We start from the raw sequence: 17836 nt of genomic DNA, 5'->3' as shown, positions 1-17836 counted from the left end.
ATATAAAAAAGCCTGACATCAGTCAGGCAGTTTACCCATTTTTTTAGATAAAATCAAAGAACAGATAACATCAAAAAATCTCAGACCTTTTTAGCAAGTTTGCCTGCTTTTTCTTGAATTTGGCGCATTTCAGCTTGGCCACTCTCACATTTATTGGGGTCGTTACCACAAAACTGGCAATATTCATCACCCATCAAATTCGCTACACCGCCACATGAACCTTTTAGGGGTTGTTTTTTAAAAATATAACCAATCCCCATGAATAAAAAAAACAAAATAAGCACACCAAACGTAATAAAAAAAATGGGTAAAAATTGATGGAATAAATCACTGAGCATAAAATTTTCCTTATAGGGAATTTATTCCATTATAAACAAAATTTAATCAGGTGTCGCCTAATAATTGATAATAATTGTAAAATGAATAATAAATAAAAATGGTTATTATTTCAATCTATTAGCTGTTTTTATTCAAAAGCATTTTTTACTCTTTTGCAGTGTTTTTTGTATGATTTATATGTTATAAATTAACAAAAATAAAAATGGATACAAAGTATCCATTTTTTACCATTACATTAACCCCAACTTAATAATTGGATTAAATGGTTAATTTAAAGATTGTGGTGCGTTAATGGTTAATTCCACACGACGGTTTTGTGAACGACCATATTCTGTTGAATTATCTGCGATTGGGCTAGATTCGCCATAACCCAAGGTTTGAATACGGCTTGCTGGCACACCTTGACCAACTAGATAATTTTTAACTGATAAAGCACGGCGCTGTGATAGATTCAAGTTATAAGCATCACTACCATTACTGTCTGTATGACCAGATACCACAATGGTGGTTTGGTTATAATTCATCATCGTTCTGGCAAGCTGATTTAAATTAGCATAAAACGCAGGGTTAATAGTTGCATCATCATTAGCAAACGTTACATTACCAGGCATTACCAAATCAATATTGCCAGTTTGTGGGTCTTGTTTGACCTCTACACCTGTGCCTGCCATATCTTGCTCGATTTGCTTGGCTTGACGGCTCATATATGCACCCACGCCTGCGCCCAGAACCGCACCAATCGCGGCATCACGTTTGGTATGCTCACCGCCAGTGGCTTTTGAAATACCTGCGCCCAGAACTGCACCCGCTAACGCGCCCAACCCTGACTTTTTAGCAGTATCTGACATTTGACCGCCGCCAGTACCGCCTGTAGTAGCACAACCTGAAATCACCATGCTGGCACTCATTACTGTAACTGCAAGTAATTTTTTCATAAAAGCTCCTCAACTATTTTGGCATACATCACCAATGGTAATATATCATCTATTATTCTATACCATTTATCTAAAAAGTTCTTGTTTTTATGTTGCTAGTGTGTAGTTAATTAGTAGTGTTTTTTATTTATCTTTTGGTAATATTTTTATGCCTAAGAACTAAAAGGCAAAATGTTAATGCCATCGCAAAGTTGTTACTATTACGTTAAAATTTGTCAAATTTGCGTAGTTTATTCCATAACTCATTAAAACCATATTAAAGATTTTTAAAATCTTTGGTAGAATGAATGGTTTTGTTTTTTTATTTATCCTGCCATGTCCAGCCGTTATTCCATTCCGCTATTGCAAATAGTGCATGAAAAATCACCAATGCTTGCTCAAAAACTCTGTCTAACTGCCAATGCTGGCGTAATTGGATTGAATAGTTTAATGATTGGTTCTCCATTATTTTTGGCGGGCGCATTTAAAGTATTTGGCAAATCCAAATATGCTGATAAAGCCATTATTAAAATCGCCAATCACTGGATAAATACCAACAATACACTAATAGATACGGTGCTACCAAAAAAAGATTGGCGAATTCATATTAGCGATGATTTAAAAGCGGATGGCAAATACTTACTAATCTGCAATCATCAATCTTGGGTAGATACCAGTATTATTCAATATATTAGCGCTGGTCGATTGCCAATTACCCGATTTTTTACCAAACATGAACTTTTATACATTCCTATTGTAGGTCAAGCGTTTTATTTGCTAGACTTTCCAATGATGAAACGCCATAGCAAAGAAGCCATTGCCAAAAACCCTGCGCTTGCTGGTCAAGATTTAGATGAGGCTCGTCGTGCTTGTGCATTACTACAGGATAAACCTTTTGTATTATTAAATTATTTAGAAGGTACGCGTTTTACAACCAAAAAACACAACCATCAAAATTCACCCTATCGACATTTATTAAAACCTAAAGCGGGTGGCTTTGCTCTTGCTTTACAAATGCTTGGTGATAAAATTGATGGGATTTTAGACATGACCATTGTGTATCCTGATGGCATACCTCAATACCGTGATTTATGGCAGGGCAACATTTCAAAATTAGCGGTGGATATTCGTCACGCCAAAATGAGTGGTGAATTATTGGACGCACTAAAACAGGGTAAATATAGCAGTGATGATACCATCAAGCATCAGCTTTACACTTGGTTGGATACTACATGGCAAGCCAAAGATGCTCGTATTGATGCCATGCTTTCAGATTTTTCATCATGCTAGTAATCAATATTGGTAATAACTCATAGTGGCAATCGTCCCATGACAAAAATACGACAAACTCCATCTTTACAAGATTTAAAAACACCCAAACAAAACGAAATTCCTGATGATGTGATTCCTTTATTTAATCAGGACAAAGAAACCATATCGCTAAATAAAACCAAGATTGTTTACGATATCATCATGTTACTTCTTTTGGTTTTAGATTTGCTGCTTATTATGACTGACAAAATCCTAATGAGTGGTTTTGCGACCAAATTTGCTCAATGGTTTGGTTTTGGTGATATGCTAACTACTTATCAAGTTCATGAACACACAACCATTTCAGCGATTGGCGGTGTATTTACCGTTTTTTGGATAGCAGAGCTGATTTTGCGTTGGATGCGTGCCATCATTAAAAAAACTTATTTTCGCTGGTTTTTCTTTCCTTTTGTACATTGGTATGAGGCTTTAGGCTGTTTTCCAGCGTTACGTGCGTTAAGGCTTTTACGTGCAGGCGTGATTATTAAACGCCTACACAGTATGAATATCAAGGTTATTCCAGAAAAATGGTTAAATTCTGCACAATTTTATTATCATGTCATTTTAGAGGAATTATCTGATAGAGTTATTTTAACAGCCATTGATAATTTTCGCGAGCAGCTCTCTCAATCAAAAACTCATCAAGCTTTAGTACAATCGACGATTGACAAAAATCGTCCTGAATTAGAAAAAGTGATTTTGGACATTTTACGAAGTGAACTATTGCCCAAGCTTCAAGGGGCTTTTTTAGCAGATACAGGTAAAAAGCTATCTTTAGATATTGGCATAGCGGTTGAAAAAGCACTCACGGATACGCCTGAACTTCGTAAATATCTAAAACTGATTCCCATTGCTGGCAGTCTTATTGAAAACCAAATCACCCACGTTGGTAAACATATTGGTGAAAATGTTACTTTGGCGGTAAATGAACATTTATTTAGTAGTCAAACTTTAGATGCGTTAGTTGTGCATATCGCCAAAGGCATCGCTGAGCTTGATACAACGCGCCCTGAACTTGAAAAATTAGTTGGTGATGTCATTAATGATGGCTTAACGGCCTTTGAAAAGCAAATCAAAATTCAACAATGGAAACATAAAGAACAATTGCCACTCCCTTAGAATTTTTTTTATAAACAGATAGACAATAACAGATAAAATGCTTATTATTTATACAGTCATCTTAATGTATTAAATCATCATAATACAAAATAAAAAATAATATGGCATAAAATTTGTAATAGATAAAAATCCACTCCAGTTGGATGGATATTTTAATCAATATGGATACGGTAATATATTATGAAAGCCATTGCTTTATTTGGAAAAATGTTGGCGTTTAGTCGCTTAAAAATTAATACCGACAATCTTGTGCAAATTCATCATGAGGTCGCTACTTTCTTAAAAAAATCCACAGGTTCAGTTCCTGTTGTGATTGACAGCTCAGTTGATTTAGACTTGGTAAATTTGGTAGACATGCTGTGGGCGCTAGGCATTCAGCCAATTGGTGTAATTGATGGCGTTTTGAGTGAACAAGCCATTAAGATGCGCCTGGCAATACTTCCAGCAGATGGTCAAAGAATTGAGACGTTAAAACCCGAAAAGTCAGCTGATTCAATTGCCATTAATGAAACCCCCAGTCAAGATAATTTAGACACACCCACTAAAAACACATCTGTGCGAGTAATGAATAATGACCAAGATGGTTTAAACAGCTGTATTTGTGATGGTATGTTGCGTTCAGGACAAAGTTTTCAACACTTAGGAGGAGATTTGGTCATTCTTGGGGGTGTAAACTGGGGTGCTGAAGCCATTACTGATAGCAATTTACACGTTTATGGGCGCGGGTTTGGACGACTGGTTGCAGGAGCAACGGGCGACAAAAAAGCGCGTATTTTTTGCCAGCGCTTTAACCCATCTTTGGTATCAGTGGCTGGTACATATTGTTTGCGTGATGATATTCCCGAAATATTTATCGATAAAGCAGTACAAGTTAGTTATGACGAAAAAGAAGGGCTGGCTTTTACTCTAATGGAAAATTAACCCAAATTGCCATTTTATCATTTTTTTAAATTTCAATAATTTTTATGTTAGGAGTATCTTTGTGGCAAAAATCATTGTCGTAACTTCAGGTAAAGGCGGGGTTGGCAAAACCACCACCAGCGCCTCTTTTGGGGCAGGTCTTGCTATGCGTGGTCATAAAACAGTCGTGATTGATTTTGACGTTGGTCTGCGCAATTTAGATTTAATTATGGGCTGTGAAAACCGAATTGTATATGATTTTATTGATGTTATTTCGGGTAATACCACCCTACCCCAAGCTTTGGTTAAAGACAAAGAACTGGAAAATTTATTTATCCTGCCTGCATCGCAAACTCGTGATAAAGATGCACTAACTGATGAAGGTGTTGCTCAAGTGATGCGTGAACTTTCTGAGGATTTGGGTTTTGAATACATCATTTGTGACAGTCCTGCTGGCATTGAACGCGGTGCCAAACTTGCAATGTACCATGCCGATGAAGCTTTAATTGTTACCAATCCTGAAGTCTCTAGCGTGCGTGATTCTGACCGCATTATTGGTATTTTACAATCTGAAACCAAAAAAGCAAAAGAAGGTAAACAGGTTAAAGAGCATTTAATCATTGCCCGTTACAACCCTGAGCGTGTTGAAAAGAAAGAAATGATGGGTATTGACGACATTGCCAATGATATTTTACGAGTGCATCTGATTGGAGTTGTACCAGAAAGTAATGCCGTTTTGGAAGCATCTAACTGTGGAAAACCTGTAATTTTTTATAAAGAATCGGCAGCTGGTCAATGTTATGATGATATTGTTGCGCGTTTTTTGGGAGAAGACCGCCCTTTGCGCCATATTGACGTTAAGAAAAAAGGCTTTTTTGCTAAGTTATTTGGTGGATGATTATGATGAAATCTATGTTTAAATTGTTTGGAGACAATCAAGAAAAAACCCAAAGCAGCGCTGATATCGCTAAAGACCGCTTAAAAGTCATTGTTGCCACCAATCACAGACTCAATATGCGCCTATCAGCTGAACGTGTAGAAGAGATGAAGCAAGAGATTTTGGAAGTAGTTAATAAATATATCCAAGGCGTACAAAAAGACGATGTGGACATTCAGCAGCGCCAAGAAGATAATATGGATATTCTAGAGATGAACGTCAATCTACCTGAACGCAGAGATTAATCAATGCCTTTTATTCAGAAGTTTTGGTGTCGGGCGGCTTTTTTGTTATAATCTAAATAATTTTAACCAATTGGATAAACACATGCAAAAAAGAGTGGTGATTACAGGAGCGGGTATTGTCTCTTGCCTTGGGAATGATTTACAGAGTGTTAAAGATGCACTCTTTGATGGAAAATCTGGCATTATTTTTAACCAAAGTTACGCCGACCAAGGTTTTAAATCCCAAGTATCAGGCAGCATTGATACCACAAACTTAGATACTTCTGCAATTGACCGCAAACTAAAACGTTTTATGAGTGAAGCCAGTTTATTTGCTTATTTAAGCTCATTGCAAGCACTCAAGCAGGCGGGTTTCACTTTAGATGACATTGCTGGCAATACGCGTGTGGCAGTCGTGGCAGGTTCGGGTGGCGCTTCTACTTTTGATGTTTCAACTTCAGTGGATAATATGCGCACTAAAGGGCTTCGCGGAGTTGGGGCAATGGCAGTTCCCAAAACCATGAGTAGTACCGTTTCAGCAACTTTAGCAACAGGGCTAAAAATTAAAGGTATTAGCTATTCTATCTCCAGTGCTTGCGCAACATCTAGTCATTGCATTGGTCATGCTGCCGAATTGATTATGTTGGGCAAGGCTGATATTGTACTGGCTGGCGGTGGAGAAGCCGAACATTGGACACAATCTTGTATGTTTGATGCAATGGGCGCAATGAGTACCCAATATAATGACACACCACAAACAGCCAGTCGTCCCTACGATAAAACTCGTGATGGCTTTGTCATTGCTGGCGGTGGTGGCATGGTGGTTGTTGAAAGTTTAGACAGTGCTTTGGCGCGTGGAGCAACAATTTTAGCTGAAATTGTTGGCTACGGCGCAACCTCGGATGGCGCTGAAATGGTTGCCCCTAGTGGTGAAGGCGCGGTTCGCTGCATGAAAATCGCTCTAAATCAAGCAGGTCTTGAACGTGTTGATTATGTCAATAGTCATGGCACCAGCACACCACTTGGCGATATTACTGAACTAAATGCCATTGCTGAAGCATTTGGTGGCAAAGACAATACACCGCCCATCAGCTCAACCAAATCAATGACGGGACACAGTTTAGGTGCGGTTGGTGCTCAAGAGCTCATTTATTGTCTTTTGATGATGAATCATGATTTTATTGCTCCAAATATCAATGTTCATGAGCTTGACGAAAATGCCAAAGATTTTGACATTGTTACTCAAACTCGTTCTACCAAACTCAACACCATCATGAGCAATAGTTTTGGTTTTGGGGGCACAAATGCCGCATTGATTATTAAAAAATTCACACCATAATTCTTCGTTTTACCAAACCCCAATCGCCGTTATTGGGGTTTTATTATAATTTTTTTATGAAGCAAATTTTTATTCAGACCGATTTATCAATCACTCAATTGACCAGGTTAATTGGTCAATTTTATCCTAATTGGCAACCTTGTTTTTTAAATAATCATAACAATCCTGTACTTGGGATTTTACCAAAACTATCTTGGACACTTTACCCTAATTCTTCAAGCTTCGATAGTCATCAAAAAATCAGAAACAATTTCAATATTTTATTAAATAAAAACCAAACCACCTATGATAATTGGTTAAAAGAAATTATCCATTATCAAAATAACATACAAAATCATAAGCAAAACGTTATTAATAAAACAGATAACGATGACACCTCACAAAATAACTATTGTCATGGATTAATGGGATTTATTGGTTATGATATTAGTGCCAACGCATTAAATTTTACTATTAGCACCAAACAAAGTCAGCCCAGTGCTTATTTAGGTCATTATGATATTTATCTTAAAAAAGCAAAAATGGGACTGGTGCTGGTTGATTATTTTGGTGATGATGATTTTATTGAAAAAATTTATCAATGTATTTTAAAAATAATTCACCCAAAACACAATTCTTATTTTAACCTAATTAAACCTTGTCAATTAAATCCACTTTGGCAAAAAAATGAATATCAAAAAGCATTTTATCAAACCCAAAATTATCTAATGGCGGGTGATACTTATCAAATTAATTTAACTCAACTATGGCAAGGAAAATTACAGCAAAAACTTTATCATTACCTACCCAACCTTATCCAAAAAATTAATGCTCCTTTTGCTGGTTATTTATTAATTGATGATTTTGAATTATTGTCCATGTCACCAGAATTATTTTTTACTTTTAAAAAACAAAACAATCAAACCATCATTATAACCAAACCCATTAAAGGCACACGCCCGCGAGATAATGATATTATTAAAGACAAACTCTTAAAAGACGAATTACAAAACAGTCAAAAAGATATTAGTGAAAATTTAATGATTGTGGATTTATTAAGAAATGATTTGGGAAAATACGCCAAAATTGGTTCTGTAAAAACCCCTAAACGGTTTGAAATTGAAAGTTTTTATAATGTTCATCATATGGTAAGCACCATCACTGCAACTTTAAAAGAAGATGTGAGCAGTTTTGAGGTACTTTTTGGTAGTCTGCCAGCAGGTTCCATCACAGGAGCGCCAAAAAAAAGAGCTTGCGAAATTATTTTTGAATTGGAAAAAAGCAGTCGTGGGGCGTATTGTGGAACGCTGGGTTATATGAATTTTGATGGAACAGGTCAATGGAATGTTCTGATTCGCACCCTACAAGCCCATCATCATACTGTAAGCCTTTGGGCAGGTGGCGGCATTACCATTAAATCCAAACAAGATGATGAATATCAGGAATGTTTTGATAAAATTAACGCAATATTGGAGGTATTACAAACCCCAAATGCTATTTAGATTTATTGAATATTTTTTCAGCGAAAAATGTACAACGAGCCTTTTCAAACACAATGGCAATTACAAAAAATAACGCTTGCAACAACACAATGGTTGAACCTGTTGCTGAATCCAAATAGTAACTGACAATCACGCCCAAAAAACTTGAAAGGCAAGCGGTAATGATTGCCAACAGCAACATGGAATTAAAGCGTTTGCACAACATAAAGCTGGTAATACCCGGAGAGATTAACATCGCCACCACCAAAATCACCCCAACAGCCTGAATTGCCATCACAATGGTTGCTGAAAGCAATATCAAAAGTCCATAATGTAAAAAATTTAAGGACAATCCAGAAACACGAGCATGGCTTGGGTCAAAACAGTATAATAATAAATCTTGCTTTTTAATCAACATCACTATCAAAATCAGCGCACAAATCAGCAAAGTCTGCCACAACATCTCTTGACTAATACCCAAAAGATTGCCGAATAAAATATGTTTTAAGTGTTGACTGGTGTCTAGTTTTGTAAAAATCACCAACCCAACAGCAAACATACCAGCAAACACAACACCCATCAGTGTATCTTCTTTTAAGCGGGTATGATTTTTTAGATAACCCACAGACATTGCGCAAAAAAGTCCTGCAACAAACGCCCCTAAGGCTATGGGGATACCAAGCAAAACAGCTACCACAACGCCTGGAAATACCGCGTGTGAAATTGCATCTCCCATTAAAGACCATCCCTTTAACACCACATAACACGATAAAATTGCACATACCACACTAATAGATAAGGCGGCCATCAGTGCATTTTGCATAAAAACATGACTTAAAGGTTCGGAAATCCAATTGATTATAGACGTCATTATAAGACCATTTTTTGTTTGACTTGTCTTTTTTGATATTGTTTTAACAAGCCATATTTAGGCGAAAACAAAAAAGCTAAAAGAAATAGTAAAGTTTGCAAGGTAACAATTACCCCGCCTGTCGCTCCATCTAAATAATAACTGATATAAGTACCCAAAGCGCTGGTAACTACGCCCAAAAAGCCTGCAATCCATAACAAAGAGCGGAATTTGTCCGTGAGCTGATATGCAGTTGCTCCAGGTGTAATTACCATAGCAATAACCAAAATTGCCCCTACAGTTTGCAGTGCTGCAACCACACAAGCACTTAACAAACTAAAAAAAAGTATCTGATACAATCTTGGTGATAGCCCAATTGATTTGGCATGAACTTCATCAAAAAAAACCAGCAACAAATCTTTGTTGTATACCAGCAAAAAAATAAAAGAAATTAGCATAATTATGCCAACTTGCCAAACATCATCATCAGCGATGCCCAAAATATTACCAAAAATAATTTCTTGTACATTAACTGAAGTTGGGTTTAGTGAAATAATAAATAGACCCAATGCAAAAAATGTGGTAAAAATAAACCCAATAATGGCATCTTCACGCAGTTTGGTAATCGATTTTATCCATAAAATTGCCAAGGCTGCTAAAATTCCTGAAAAAAATGCGCCCACTGCATAAGGCAAGCCCAAAGCATAAGCAATCGCTACGCCCGGCACAACTGCGTGAGACAATGCATCGCCAATCAATGACCAGCCCTTTAGCATCAAATACGCTGACAAAAAAGCGCATACACCGCCCACACAAGCGCTTAATAAAATCGCTTTTACCATGTAGTTGTATATAAAAGGCTCAAGCAAAACTTCAATCATCTTTGACAGCTTCCTTGGGTATAAATTTACGCTGATTCATATTTTGCTGTCCGCCAACCTTGATGGGTGTGTTGTGATTGTGGTTTTTGACATCATGAACACCATAAAACACTGCTGGCACTTCATCATCTGCCAAAATCGTAACCGCTCGATGGTCGTCGTCATCATGCAAATCTTTACCTGCCAAACGAATCTGGCGCAAAACACCGCCAAAAACTTTTTCAAGATTGGCTTGGGTAAAAGTACTTTGAGTGCTTCCTGCCGCCAAAATCGTACGGTCAATCATAACCACTTGGTCACAAAATTCTGGAATTGTTCCTAGATTGTGGGTAGAGATTAAAATTAAATGACCCAAATTACGCAGTTCATCCAATAAATCCATAATAGCTTTTTCAGTTTTAACATCCACTCCCGTAAAAGGCTCATCCAATAAAATGATTTTACTTTCTTGGGCTAATGCTCGCGCTAAAAAAACGCGCTTTTTTTGACCGCCTGATAGTTCACTAATTTGACGGTTTTTTAGATGGCTAATATCCACCCGCGCCATTGCTTCGGCAACTTTTTGTTTATCTTGCTCCCTTGCGATGCGCAAAAAATTCATATAGCCATAACGCCCCATCATTACCACATCATAAACTGACACAGGAAATTGCCAGTCCACTTCTTCACTTTGGGGAACATAAGAAATCAAATTTTGTTTTAAAGCTTGATTGATAGGCAATCCACACAAAACAATCTCACCTGTCTGCGGTTTTACAAGCCCCATAATCACTTTAAATAAGGTGGATTTACCACTACCATTCACTCCCACCAAAGCACAAGTTGTGCCGCCATAAAGCGCAACATTAACATCGTGTAATGCAGTATGTCCGTTATTATAACGTACTGTAACATTATGGATTTCAATGGTAGTTGGTAAACTCATCATCAAACCTTTATTCTTCAAAACCTTTTACAACGGTAGAAACAGAGGTATTTAATAAATCTAAATAAGTTGGTACAGCGCCATCTTTCTCAGACAACGAATCCACATAAAGCACACCACCATATTTTGCCCCTGTTTCTTTGGCAACTTGTTTGGCAGGTTTATCTGAGATTGTACTTTCACTAAATACTACAGGAATTTTATTGGTGCGCACTACATCAATTAAATCTTTAACCTGTTTGGGCGAACCTTGCTGCTCTGCATTGATAGGCCACAAGTAAGCTTCTTTTAGGTTATAATCTTGTGCCAAATAGCTAAACGCCCCTTCACTGGTAACCAACCAGCGTTTATCAGCTGGAATTTTATCCAGTTTTTCGCGCAGTGGTTTGTCTAATGCTTTAATTTTATCACTGTAAATTTGAGCATTTTTGATGTAATCATCTTTGTGCTCGGGGTCATATTTTATCAAGGCATTTTTAATATTTTCTACATAAATCAATGCATTAGATGGCGACATCCAAGCATGCGGATTTGGCATATCCTTATAAGAACCTTCTTTGATGTTGATGGGTGTAATGCCTTCTGTAACCACCACTGCAGGTACATCTTTAGCATCTTGGTAAAATTTTTCAAACCAACGCTCTAGATTCAGCCCATTCCACAAAATCAAATCTGCTTTTTGCACTTTAGCAATGTCTTGTGGGGTTGGCTCATAATCATGAATCTCCGCCCCTGCTTTGGTGATGGATTCTACAACCGCTTTATCGCCCGCAACATTTTGAGCAATGTCAGCAATCACGGTAAAGGTGGTTACTACAGTAAACTTCTCATTTTTAGTGGTTTGAGCTGTATTTTGGGTTGTTTCTTGCGGTTTGTTACAACCTGAAATCGCCCAACAAATACCAATACAAGCCAAAAATAATGTTAAAAACTTCATCGCCTTTTCCTTAAAACAACTCAATATAACCATAAATCAATATGGTTTACTTTTAATTGAAAATGATACTCATTATCAATTAAAAAGTCAATAGTAACAGTATAACAAAATCCATTTAATATTTCTAATGCGAAATAAATAATGCACTGATTAATAAAATTGATAAACACCTTGTTAATCCAAACATTTTTTATCAATATTATGGTAATATAATGAATTTTTATATTGATTATTTTGTTATGGTGTTTGGCTAGACTTACACCAAAGGATTTATTATGGTCGCAATTACTTTACCAGATGGTAATATAAAACATTTTGATGGCGCAACAACTGTAATGGAAATCGCTCAAAGTATTGGAGCAGGTCTTGCCAAAGCAACTGTTGCTGGACGTGTCAATGGTCAGTTAAAAGACGCTTGTGACCCCATTACCCAAGACGCTCACGTACAAATCATCACACCAAAAGACGCAGAAGGCGTGGAAATCATCCGTCATTCTTGCGCTCATCTATTAGGTCATGCGGTAAAACAACTGTATCCTGATGTTAAAATGGTGATTGGACCTGTGATTGAAGATGGTTTTTATTACGATATCTACAGCCCAAAACCATTTACACCTGAAGACATGGCTGCCATTGAAGCGCGTATGGTGGAACTGATTAATCAAGATTATGATGTTATTAAAAAAATGACGCCTCGCGATGAGGTGATTGCTGTGTTTCAAGCACGTGGCGAAGATTATAAACTGCGCTTGATTGATGATATGCCAAATGAAACTGCTATGGGGCTTTATTATCACCAAGAATATATTGATATGTGCCGAGGACCGCACGTACCTAATACTCGCTTCTTAAAATCATTTAAACTGACCAAAATCAGTGGAGCGTACTGGCGTGGTGATGCCAAAAATGAACAACTTCAGCGCATCTATGGCACTGCTTGGGCAGATAAAAAGCAATTGAATGAATACATCAAACGCATCGAAGAAGCTGAAAAACGTGACCATCGTAAAATTGGTAAAGCACTGGACTTATTTCATTTACAAGAACAGGCGCCAGGCATGGTCTTTTGGCATCCAAACGGCTGGACAATCTGGCAAGTTTTAGAGCAATACATGCGCCAAATCCAAAAAGATAATGGCTATCTTGAAATCAAAACTCCACAAATCGTAGATAGAAGTTTATGGGAAAAATCAGGGCATTGGGAAAATTATGCTGAAAATATGTTTACAACCCATAGTGAAAGTCGGGATTATGCCATTAAGCCAATGAATTGCCCTTGTCATGTGCAAGTATTCAACCAAGGCTTAAAATCCTATCGCGATTTACCACTTCGTCTTGCTGAATTTGGTTCGTGCCATCGCAATGAACCATCAGGTTCTCTTCATGGTATCATGCGAGTACGCGGTTTTACTCAAGATGATGCTCATATTTTTTGCACCAATGCCCAAATCAAAGAAGAAGCGCAAAACTTTATTCAATTAACTTTAAATGTCTATAAAGATTTTGGTTTTGATGATGTGGTCATGAAACTTTCCACTCGTCCAGAAAAAAGAGTCGGTGCTGATGAGTTGTGGGATGCCGCTGAAAAAGGTCTTGCCGATGCTTTGGATGATGCAGGGCTTGCATGGGAACTTCAAGAAGGTGAAGGAGCGTTTTATGGTCCTAAAATTGAGTTTAGTCTAAAAGACTGTTTAGGTCGCATGTGGCAGTGTGGTACACTCCAGCTTGATTTTAACTTACCAGAGCGCTTAGATGCTGATTTTATTAATGAAAATGGCGATAAAGAACGTCCTGTGATGCTTCATCGTGCAATTTTAGGGTCGTTTGAGCGCTTTATTGGCATGTTGATTGAGCACTACGCTGGATTTATGCCAGCTTGGCTTGCTCCAACCCAAGTTGTTGTGATGAACATTACTGACAAACAGGCTGGTTATTGTCAAGATATTGTTAATACTCTAAAAGCGCAAAATTTCCGCGCCATCACTGATTTGCGTAATGAAAAAATTGGTTTTAAAATCCGTGAACGCACTTTGGAGCGTATCCCGTTTATGCTTGTTGTTGGTGATAAAGAAATGACAGATGGCACAGTCAATGTGCGTACTCGTGAAGGTGAGAACTTAGGCACCATGAGTTTGACAGAATTTAGTCAGTTATTAAATCAAGCCATCTCTCAAAAAGGTCGGCTCATCTAATCACACTAAAAATCAGTCTAAATTATCCGATAAAACCGCTTATTTTCAGATAAGTGGTTTTATTTATTTTAATAAAATAGTGTCATGTTAAACTGCATTAATATGATGTTTAATTTCTAACCTATTATTAATATTGATTTTTTTTATTATACCCTTTAAAATTATTTTGTTTATTACAACATAATTATTTTATATGATTGCTGATTTTTAAGGCAATATTAAGGTTTTAAATATTTGGAGATATTATGAAAAAATACAGTATTGCGTTTTTAGCTTTATTAGTATCATCATTTAATCATGTGTATGCTGGCGAATCTAAACTCACGCAGTGGGCATCAAAAACTACCGCAAAAATCGTCAGTGGTACCAAAGACGTCTTAACGGGCGTACAAAAAGGCATGGATACAGGTCGCACATCTACGACAAGCCCTGATGGGGCAATCGTTATTGCTGACGGCAACTATCATAATTATTTAGATATTCAAGTTGAGTCTGGTCAAGCTAAAGCGGGTGGTTATGAATTTACACTTGTATTTAGAAATAAAACAGATAAAATTGTGCGATTAACCAATCTGTATCATGCTCGCAATTTTTATTTGGTTGATAATCAAGGCTTTACTACTTCATTACTGGTTGATGGCGATTCTGCTGATGTTACAGTTTTAAAAAATGCTGCTACCAAAAAGACCTACCGTTTTTCAACTCAATCTTTATCTGGCAAGGTGGTAACTTTAAAATTATTTGAAAAAAATATCGCTTTGCCTTAGTTTTGTCAAATAAAAATCCCACCTAAAGATGGGATTTTTTTAATATTACTTATTTTTTATCTAATTTTGCACTAATCTCACGCAGTAAAAGCACTTCTTCAGATGGAGCAGGCGGAGCTTCTGGGGCAGCTGGAGCTTCTTCGGCTTTACGCATTTTATTCATGGTTTTAACAAGCATAAATACAATAAATGCTAAGATAACAAAATTAATCACAATAGTGATAAAATTACCATAGGCAAGCATTGGTACACCAGCAGCTTTTAATGCCTCATAAGTCATTTCAGTACCATCTGGCACTTTACCTAAAGTAATAAACATATTTTTAAAATCAATTCGACCGCCCATAATTGCAGAAATAACAGGCATAATCACATCTTCCACCAAAGACGTGGTAATCTTACCAAAAGCGCCACCGATAATAACACCGACAGCCAAATCCATCACATTGCCCTTTAATGCAAACTCTTTAAATTCTTGTGCAATACTCATAAAATATCTCAATATTAAGATTTTGTTATAATTAAAATGGTTATTATTACCAAATTGTTGCCATTTTAGTGTATTTCATCCGAAAAAACAACCAATAAAAATAGGCTGAGTTTGGTTTTTTGTTAGTTGAGTAATTTATTGTAAATAAACACAACTTCATTGCAATTATTAATCTTGATAAAGCATTCAATTAAACCACAATGATTAATTCATTGTGGTTTTTAATTTTACTAAATCGACCTAGTCTTTTTTACGACTATGGCGCTTACGGTCGTTTTCAGTTAAATAACGTTTACGAATACGAATGGATTTTGGGGTAACCTCCACAAGTTCATCATCTTCAATAAATTCTAAAGCTTGCTCAAGTGTATATTCCAAAGCAGGAGTTAAAATAATCGCATCATCAGAGCCAGATGCACGAATATTGGTCAATTGTTTGGCTTTGGTTGGATTAACCACCATATCATCACCACGTGAATTAATCCCAACAATCATGCCTTCATAAACCTCAAGTTGCGGTTTAGCAAAGAGTCTTCCACGCTCTTGCAAACTAAATAAGGCGTAGCCCAAACAAGTTCCTGTAACCATAGAAATCAGTACGCCATTTTGACGCTTAGCAACAGTACCTTCTTTGGTTGGACCATAATGTGAGAAACTTGAGGTCATAATGCCAGTGCCTGAAGTCATGGTTAAAAATTCTGAGCGAAAACCAATCAAGCCACGCGATGGCACGATTGCCTCGATGCGAATTCGACCTTTTCCATCCACTTCCATATTGGTCAATTCACCTTTGCGATTGCCCATCTGCTCCATTACAGCGCCCTGGTGTTGTTCCTCTACATCAAAAGTTACATTTTCATAAGGTTCATGAATAACGCCATCAATTTCCTTCATAATCACTTCTGGTCGAGAGACACCCAACTCAAAACCTTCGCGACGCATATTTTCAATCAAAACTGATAAATGCAGTTCACCACGCCCAGAAACTTTAAAGCGGTCAGGACTGTCTGTATCCTCAACACGTAAAGCCACATTATGAATCAATTCGCGACCAAGTCGCTCACGAATATTACGTGAGGTTACAAATTTACCCTCACGTCCTGCAAAAGGACTGTCATTCACCTGAAAGGTCATAGAAACTGTTGGTTCATCAACTGATAAAGCTGGTAAGGCTTCTACTGCCTTTGGATCACATACAGTGTCTGAAATATTTAAATTATCAATGCCAGTAATACAAACAATATCGCCCGCCTGAGCAGAATCCACATCAACACGCTCAAGTCCATGATAACCCATAATTTTTAAAATACGACCATTTCTTGTATTACCGTCTTTATCAATTACTACTACTGGTGTATTGGTTTTAACTTGACCCCTTTGAATGCGACCAACTCCAATCACACCAACAAAACTATTGTAATCCAAGCTTGAAATTTGCATCTGAAATGCACCATCAATATCAACTTTAGGTGGTTCAACAATATCAACAATGGTTTCAAACAAAGGGGTCATATCTTCAGCTAATTGGTCAGGTTCTCGTCCCGCAATACCATTAATGCCCGAAGCATAAACTATTGGAAAATCAAGTTGTTCATCACTAGCATCTAAATTATCAAATAAGTCAAATACTTGATCAATTACCCAATCTGCTCGGGCTGAAGGTTTATCAATTTTATTGATAATAACAATTGGTTTTAATCCACGTGCAAAAGCTTTTTGTGTAACAAAACGAGTTTGTGGCATAGGGCCCTCTTGAGAGTCCACCAATAATAATACACAATCCACCATAGACATCACTCGTTCAACTTCGCCACCAAAATCAGCATGACCGGGAGTATCTACAATATTAATACGATAAGTGATATTTGTACGCTTATCTAACCAAGTAATGGCTGTATTTTTAGCAAGAATAGTAATACCTCTTTCACTCTCAAGAGCATTAGAGTCCATTACTCGCTCTATTTCGCCAACCCGTTCCCCTAAAGCTCCCGATTGTTGAAGTAATTTATCCACCAAAGTCGTTTTACCATGGTCGACATGGGCAATAATAGCAATGTTACGCAAATTTTGAATGTTGTTTGACATAAAAACTCAATAAAAATAGGATGTATTTTGATAAATATATCTTTTGTTGGAAAGTGTAAAAGCTGCCAATTATATCATGTTATTTTTTTAAATAACAAAAAACTTTTTGAATAAAATATCTTTTTTACGTTTATACATTAGTTAAAACCCAAGTAAAATGCAAAAG

The 17836-nt window shown here is 37.0% G+C and carries 17 protein-coding genes; 9 read left to right on the top strand and 8 right to left on the bottom strand.

Annotation, left to right across the window (positions count from 1 at the left end; all coding sequences use genetic code 11):
* Nucleotides 1–80: 80 nt before the first annotated feature.
* Nucleotides 81–338: a (Na+)-NQR maturation NqrM gene (gene nqrM / locus ACZBKJ_RS04490; RefSeq protein WP_463199733.1), complete on the bottom strand. Its 258-nt coding sequence runs from the start codon at nt 336–338 to the stop codon at nt 81–83.
* Between the two features lie 267 nt (nt 339–605).
* Nucleotides 606–1274 (bottom strand): OmpA family protein, encoded by a 669-nt coding sequence (locus ACZBKJ_RS04485; RefSeq protein ID WP_463199732.1) that lies wholly within the window; start codon nt 1272–1274, stop codon nt 606–608.
* Between the two features lie 315 nt (nt 1275–1589).
* On the opposite strand from ACZBKJ_RS04485, the gene ACZBKJ_RS04480 reads away from it, so the two are divergent.
* The 7 genes from ACZBKJ_RS04480 to ACZBKJ_RS04450 all read left to right on the top strand — a co-directional run bounded on the left by ACZBKJ_RS04480 (nt 1590) and on the right by ACZBKJ_RS04450 (nt 8564).
* Nucleotides 1590–2543 (top strand): acetyltransferase, encoded by a 954-nt coding sequence (locus tag ACZBKJ_RS04480; protein WP_463199731.1) that lies wholly within the window; start codon nt 1590–1592, stop codon nt 2541–2543.
* Between the two features lie 39 nt (nt 2544–2582).
* Entirely contained in the window at nt 2583–3683 is a 1101-nt protein-coding gene (locus ACZBKJ_RS04475) for a hypothetical protein (protein ID WP_463199730.1), read from the top strand.
* 177 nt (nt 3684–3860) lie between these two features.
* A complete protein-coding gene (gene minC, locus ACZBKJ_RS04470) occupies nt 3861–4604 on the top strand; it encodes a septum site-determining protein MinC (RefSeq protein ID WP_463199835.1) in 744 nt (247 codons plus the stop codon).
* Nucleotides 4605–4665: 61 nt separating this feature from the next.
* Complete coding sequence (gene minD / locus ACZBKJ_RS04465; RefSeq protein WP_463199729.1) at nt 4666–5481, top strand: septum site-determining protein MinD; 816 nt, start codon at nt 4666–4668, stop codon at nt 5479–5481.
* Nucleotides 5482–5486: 5 nt separating this feature from the next.
* The gene (minE, locus tag ACZBKJ_RS04460; RefSeq protein ID WP_463199834.1) at nt 5487–5765 is read left to right on the top strand and encodes a cell division topological specificity factor MinE; all 279 of its coding nucleotides are present in this window, start codon (nt 5487–5489) and stop codon (nt 5763–5765) included.
* Nucleotides 5766–5847: 82 nt separating this feature from the next.
* Entirely contained in the window at nt 5848–7083 is a 1236-nt protein-coding gene (locus ACZBKJ_RS04455; RefSeq protein ID WP_463199728.1) for a beta-ketoacyl synthase N-terminal-like domain-containing protein, read from the top strand.
* A gap of 56 nt (nt 7084–7139) precedes the next feature.
* Nucleotides 7140–8564 (top strand): anthranilate synthase component I family protein, encoded by a 1425-nt coding sequence (locus ACZBKJ_RS04450; RefSeq protein WP_463199727.1) that lies wholly within the window; start codon nt 7140–7142, stop codon nt 8562–8564.
* Here ACZBKJ_RS04450 and ACZBKJ_RS04445 read toward each other — a convergent pair.
* Genes ACZBKJ_RS04445 through ACZBKJ_RS04430 form a run of 4 tightly spaced genes read right to left on the bottom strand, consistent with a single transcriptional unit; the run spans nt 8557 to nt 12136 of the window.
* The gene (locus ACZBKJ_RS04445) at nt 8557–9414 is read right to left on the bottom strand and encodes a metal ABC transporter permease (RefSeq protein ID WP_463199726.1); all 858 of its coding nucleotides are present in this window, start codon (nt 9412–9414) and stop codon (nt 8557–8559) included. The two genes, ACZBKJ_RS04450 and ACZBKJ_RS04445, sit on opposite strands and share 8 nt — an antisense overlap.
* Entirely contained in the window at nt 9414–10274 is an 861-nt protein-coding gene (locus tag ACZBKJ_RS04440; protein ID WP_463199725.1) for a metal ABC transporter permease, read from the bottom strand. Before ACZBKJ_RS04440 ends, ACZBKJ_RS04445 begins: the two co-directional genes overlap by 1 nt.
* A complete protein-coding gene (locus ACZBKJ_RS04435) occupies nt 10267–11199 on the bottom strand; it encodes a metal ABC transporter ATP-binding protein (RefSeq protein WP_463199724.1) in 933 nt (310 codons plus the stop codon). Before ACZBKJ_RS04435 ends, ACZBKJ_RS04440 begins: the two co-directional genes overlap by 8 nt.
* A gap of 10 nt (nt 11200–11209) precedes the next feature.
* On the bottom strand, nt 11210–12136 hold the full coding sequence (locus tag ACZBKJ_RS04430) for a metal ABC transporter substrate-binding protein (RefSeq protein WP_463199723.1): 927 nt from the start codon (nt 12134–12136) through the stop codon (nt 11210–11212).
* A gap of 275 nt (nt 12137–12411) precedes the next feature.
* On the opposite strand from ACZBKJ_RS04430, the gene thrS reads away from it, so the two are divergent.
* Both thrS and ACZBKJ_RS04420 read left to right on the top strand, forming a co-directional pair.
* The gene (gene thrS / locus ACZBKJ_RS04425) at nt 12412–14328 is read left to right on the top strand and encodes a threonine--tRNA ligase (RefSeq protein WP_463199722.1); all 1917 of its coding nucleotides are present in this window, start codon (nt 12412–12414) and stop codon (nt 14326–14328) included.
* A gap of 245 nt (nt 14329–14573) precedes the next feature.
* Nucleotides 14574–15095: a hypothetical protein gene (locus tag ACZBKJ_RS04420; RefSeq protein ID WP_463199721.1), complete on the top strand. Its 522-nt coding sequence runs from the start codon at nt 14574–14576 to the stop codon at nt 15093–15095.
* A gap of 49 nt (nt 15096–15144) precedes the next feature.
* Here ACZBKJ_RS04420 and mscL read toward each other — a convergent pair whose 3' ends face one another.
* Nucleotides 15145–15585: a large conductance mechanosensitive channel protein MscL gene (gene mscL, locus ACZBKJ_RS04415; RefSeq protein WP_463199720.1), complete on the bottom strand. Its 441-nt coding sequence runs from the start codon at nt 15583–15585 to the stop codon at nt 15145–15147.
* Between the two features lie 240 nt (nt 15586–15825).
* On the bottom strand, nt 15826–17670 hold the full coding sequence (gene typA, locus ACZBKJ_RS04410) for a translational GTPase TypA (protein WP_463199719.1): 1845 nt from the start codon (nt 17668–17670) through the stop codon (nt 15826–15828).
* Nucleotides 17671–17836: the final 166 nt, after the last annotated feature.

The sequence above is a fragment of the Moraxella sp. I5G genome (assembly GCF_055193055.1).
Note: the sequence above shows the minus strand (reverse complement) of the source record. Positions and strands in the feature narration are given on the sequence as shown.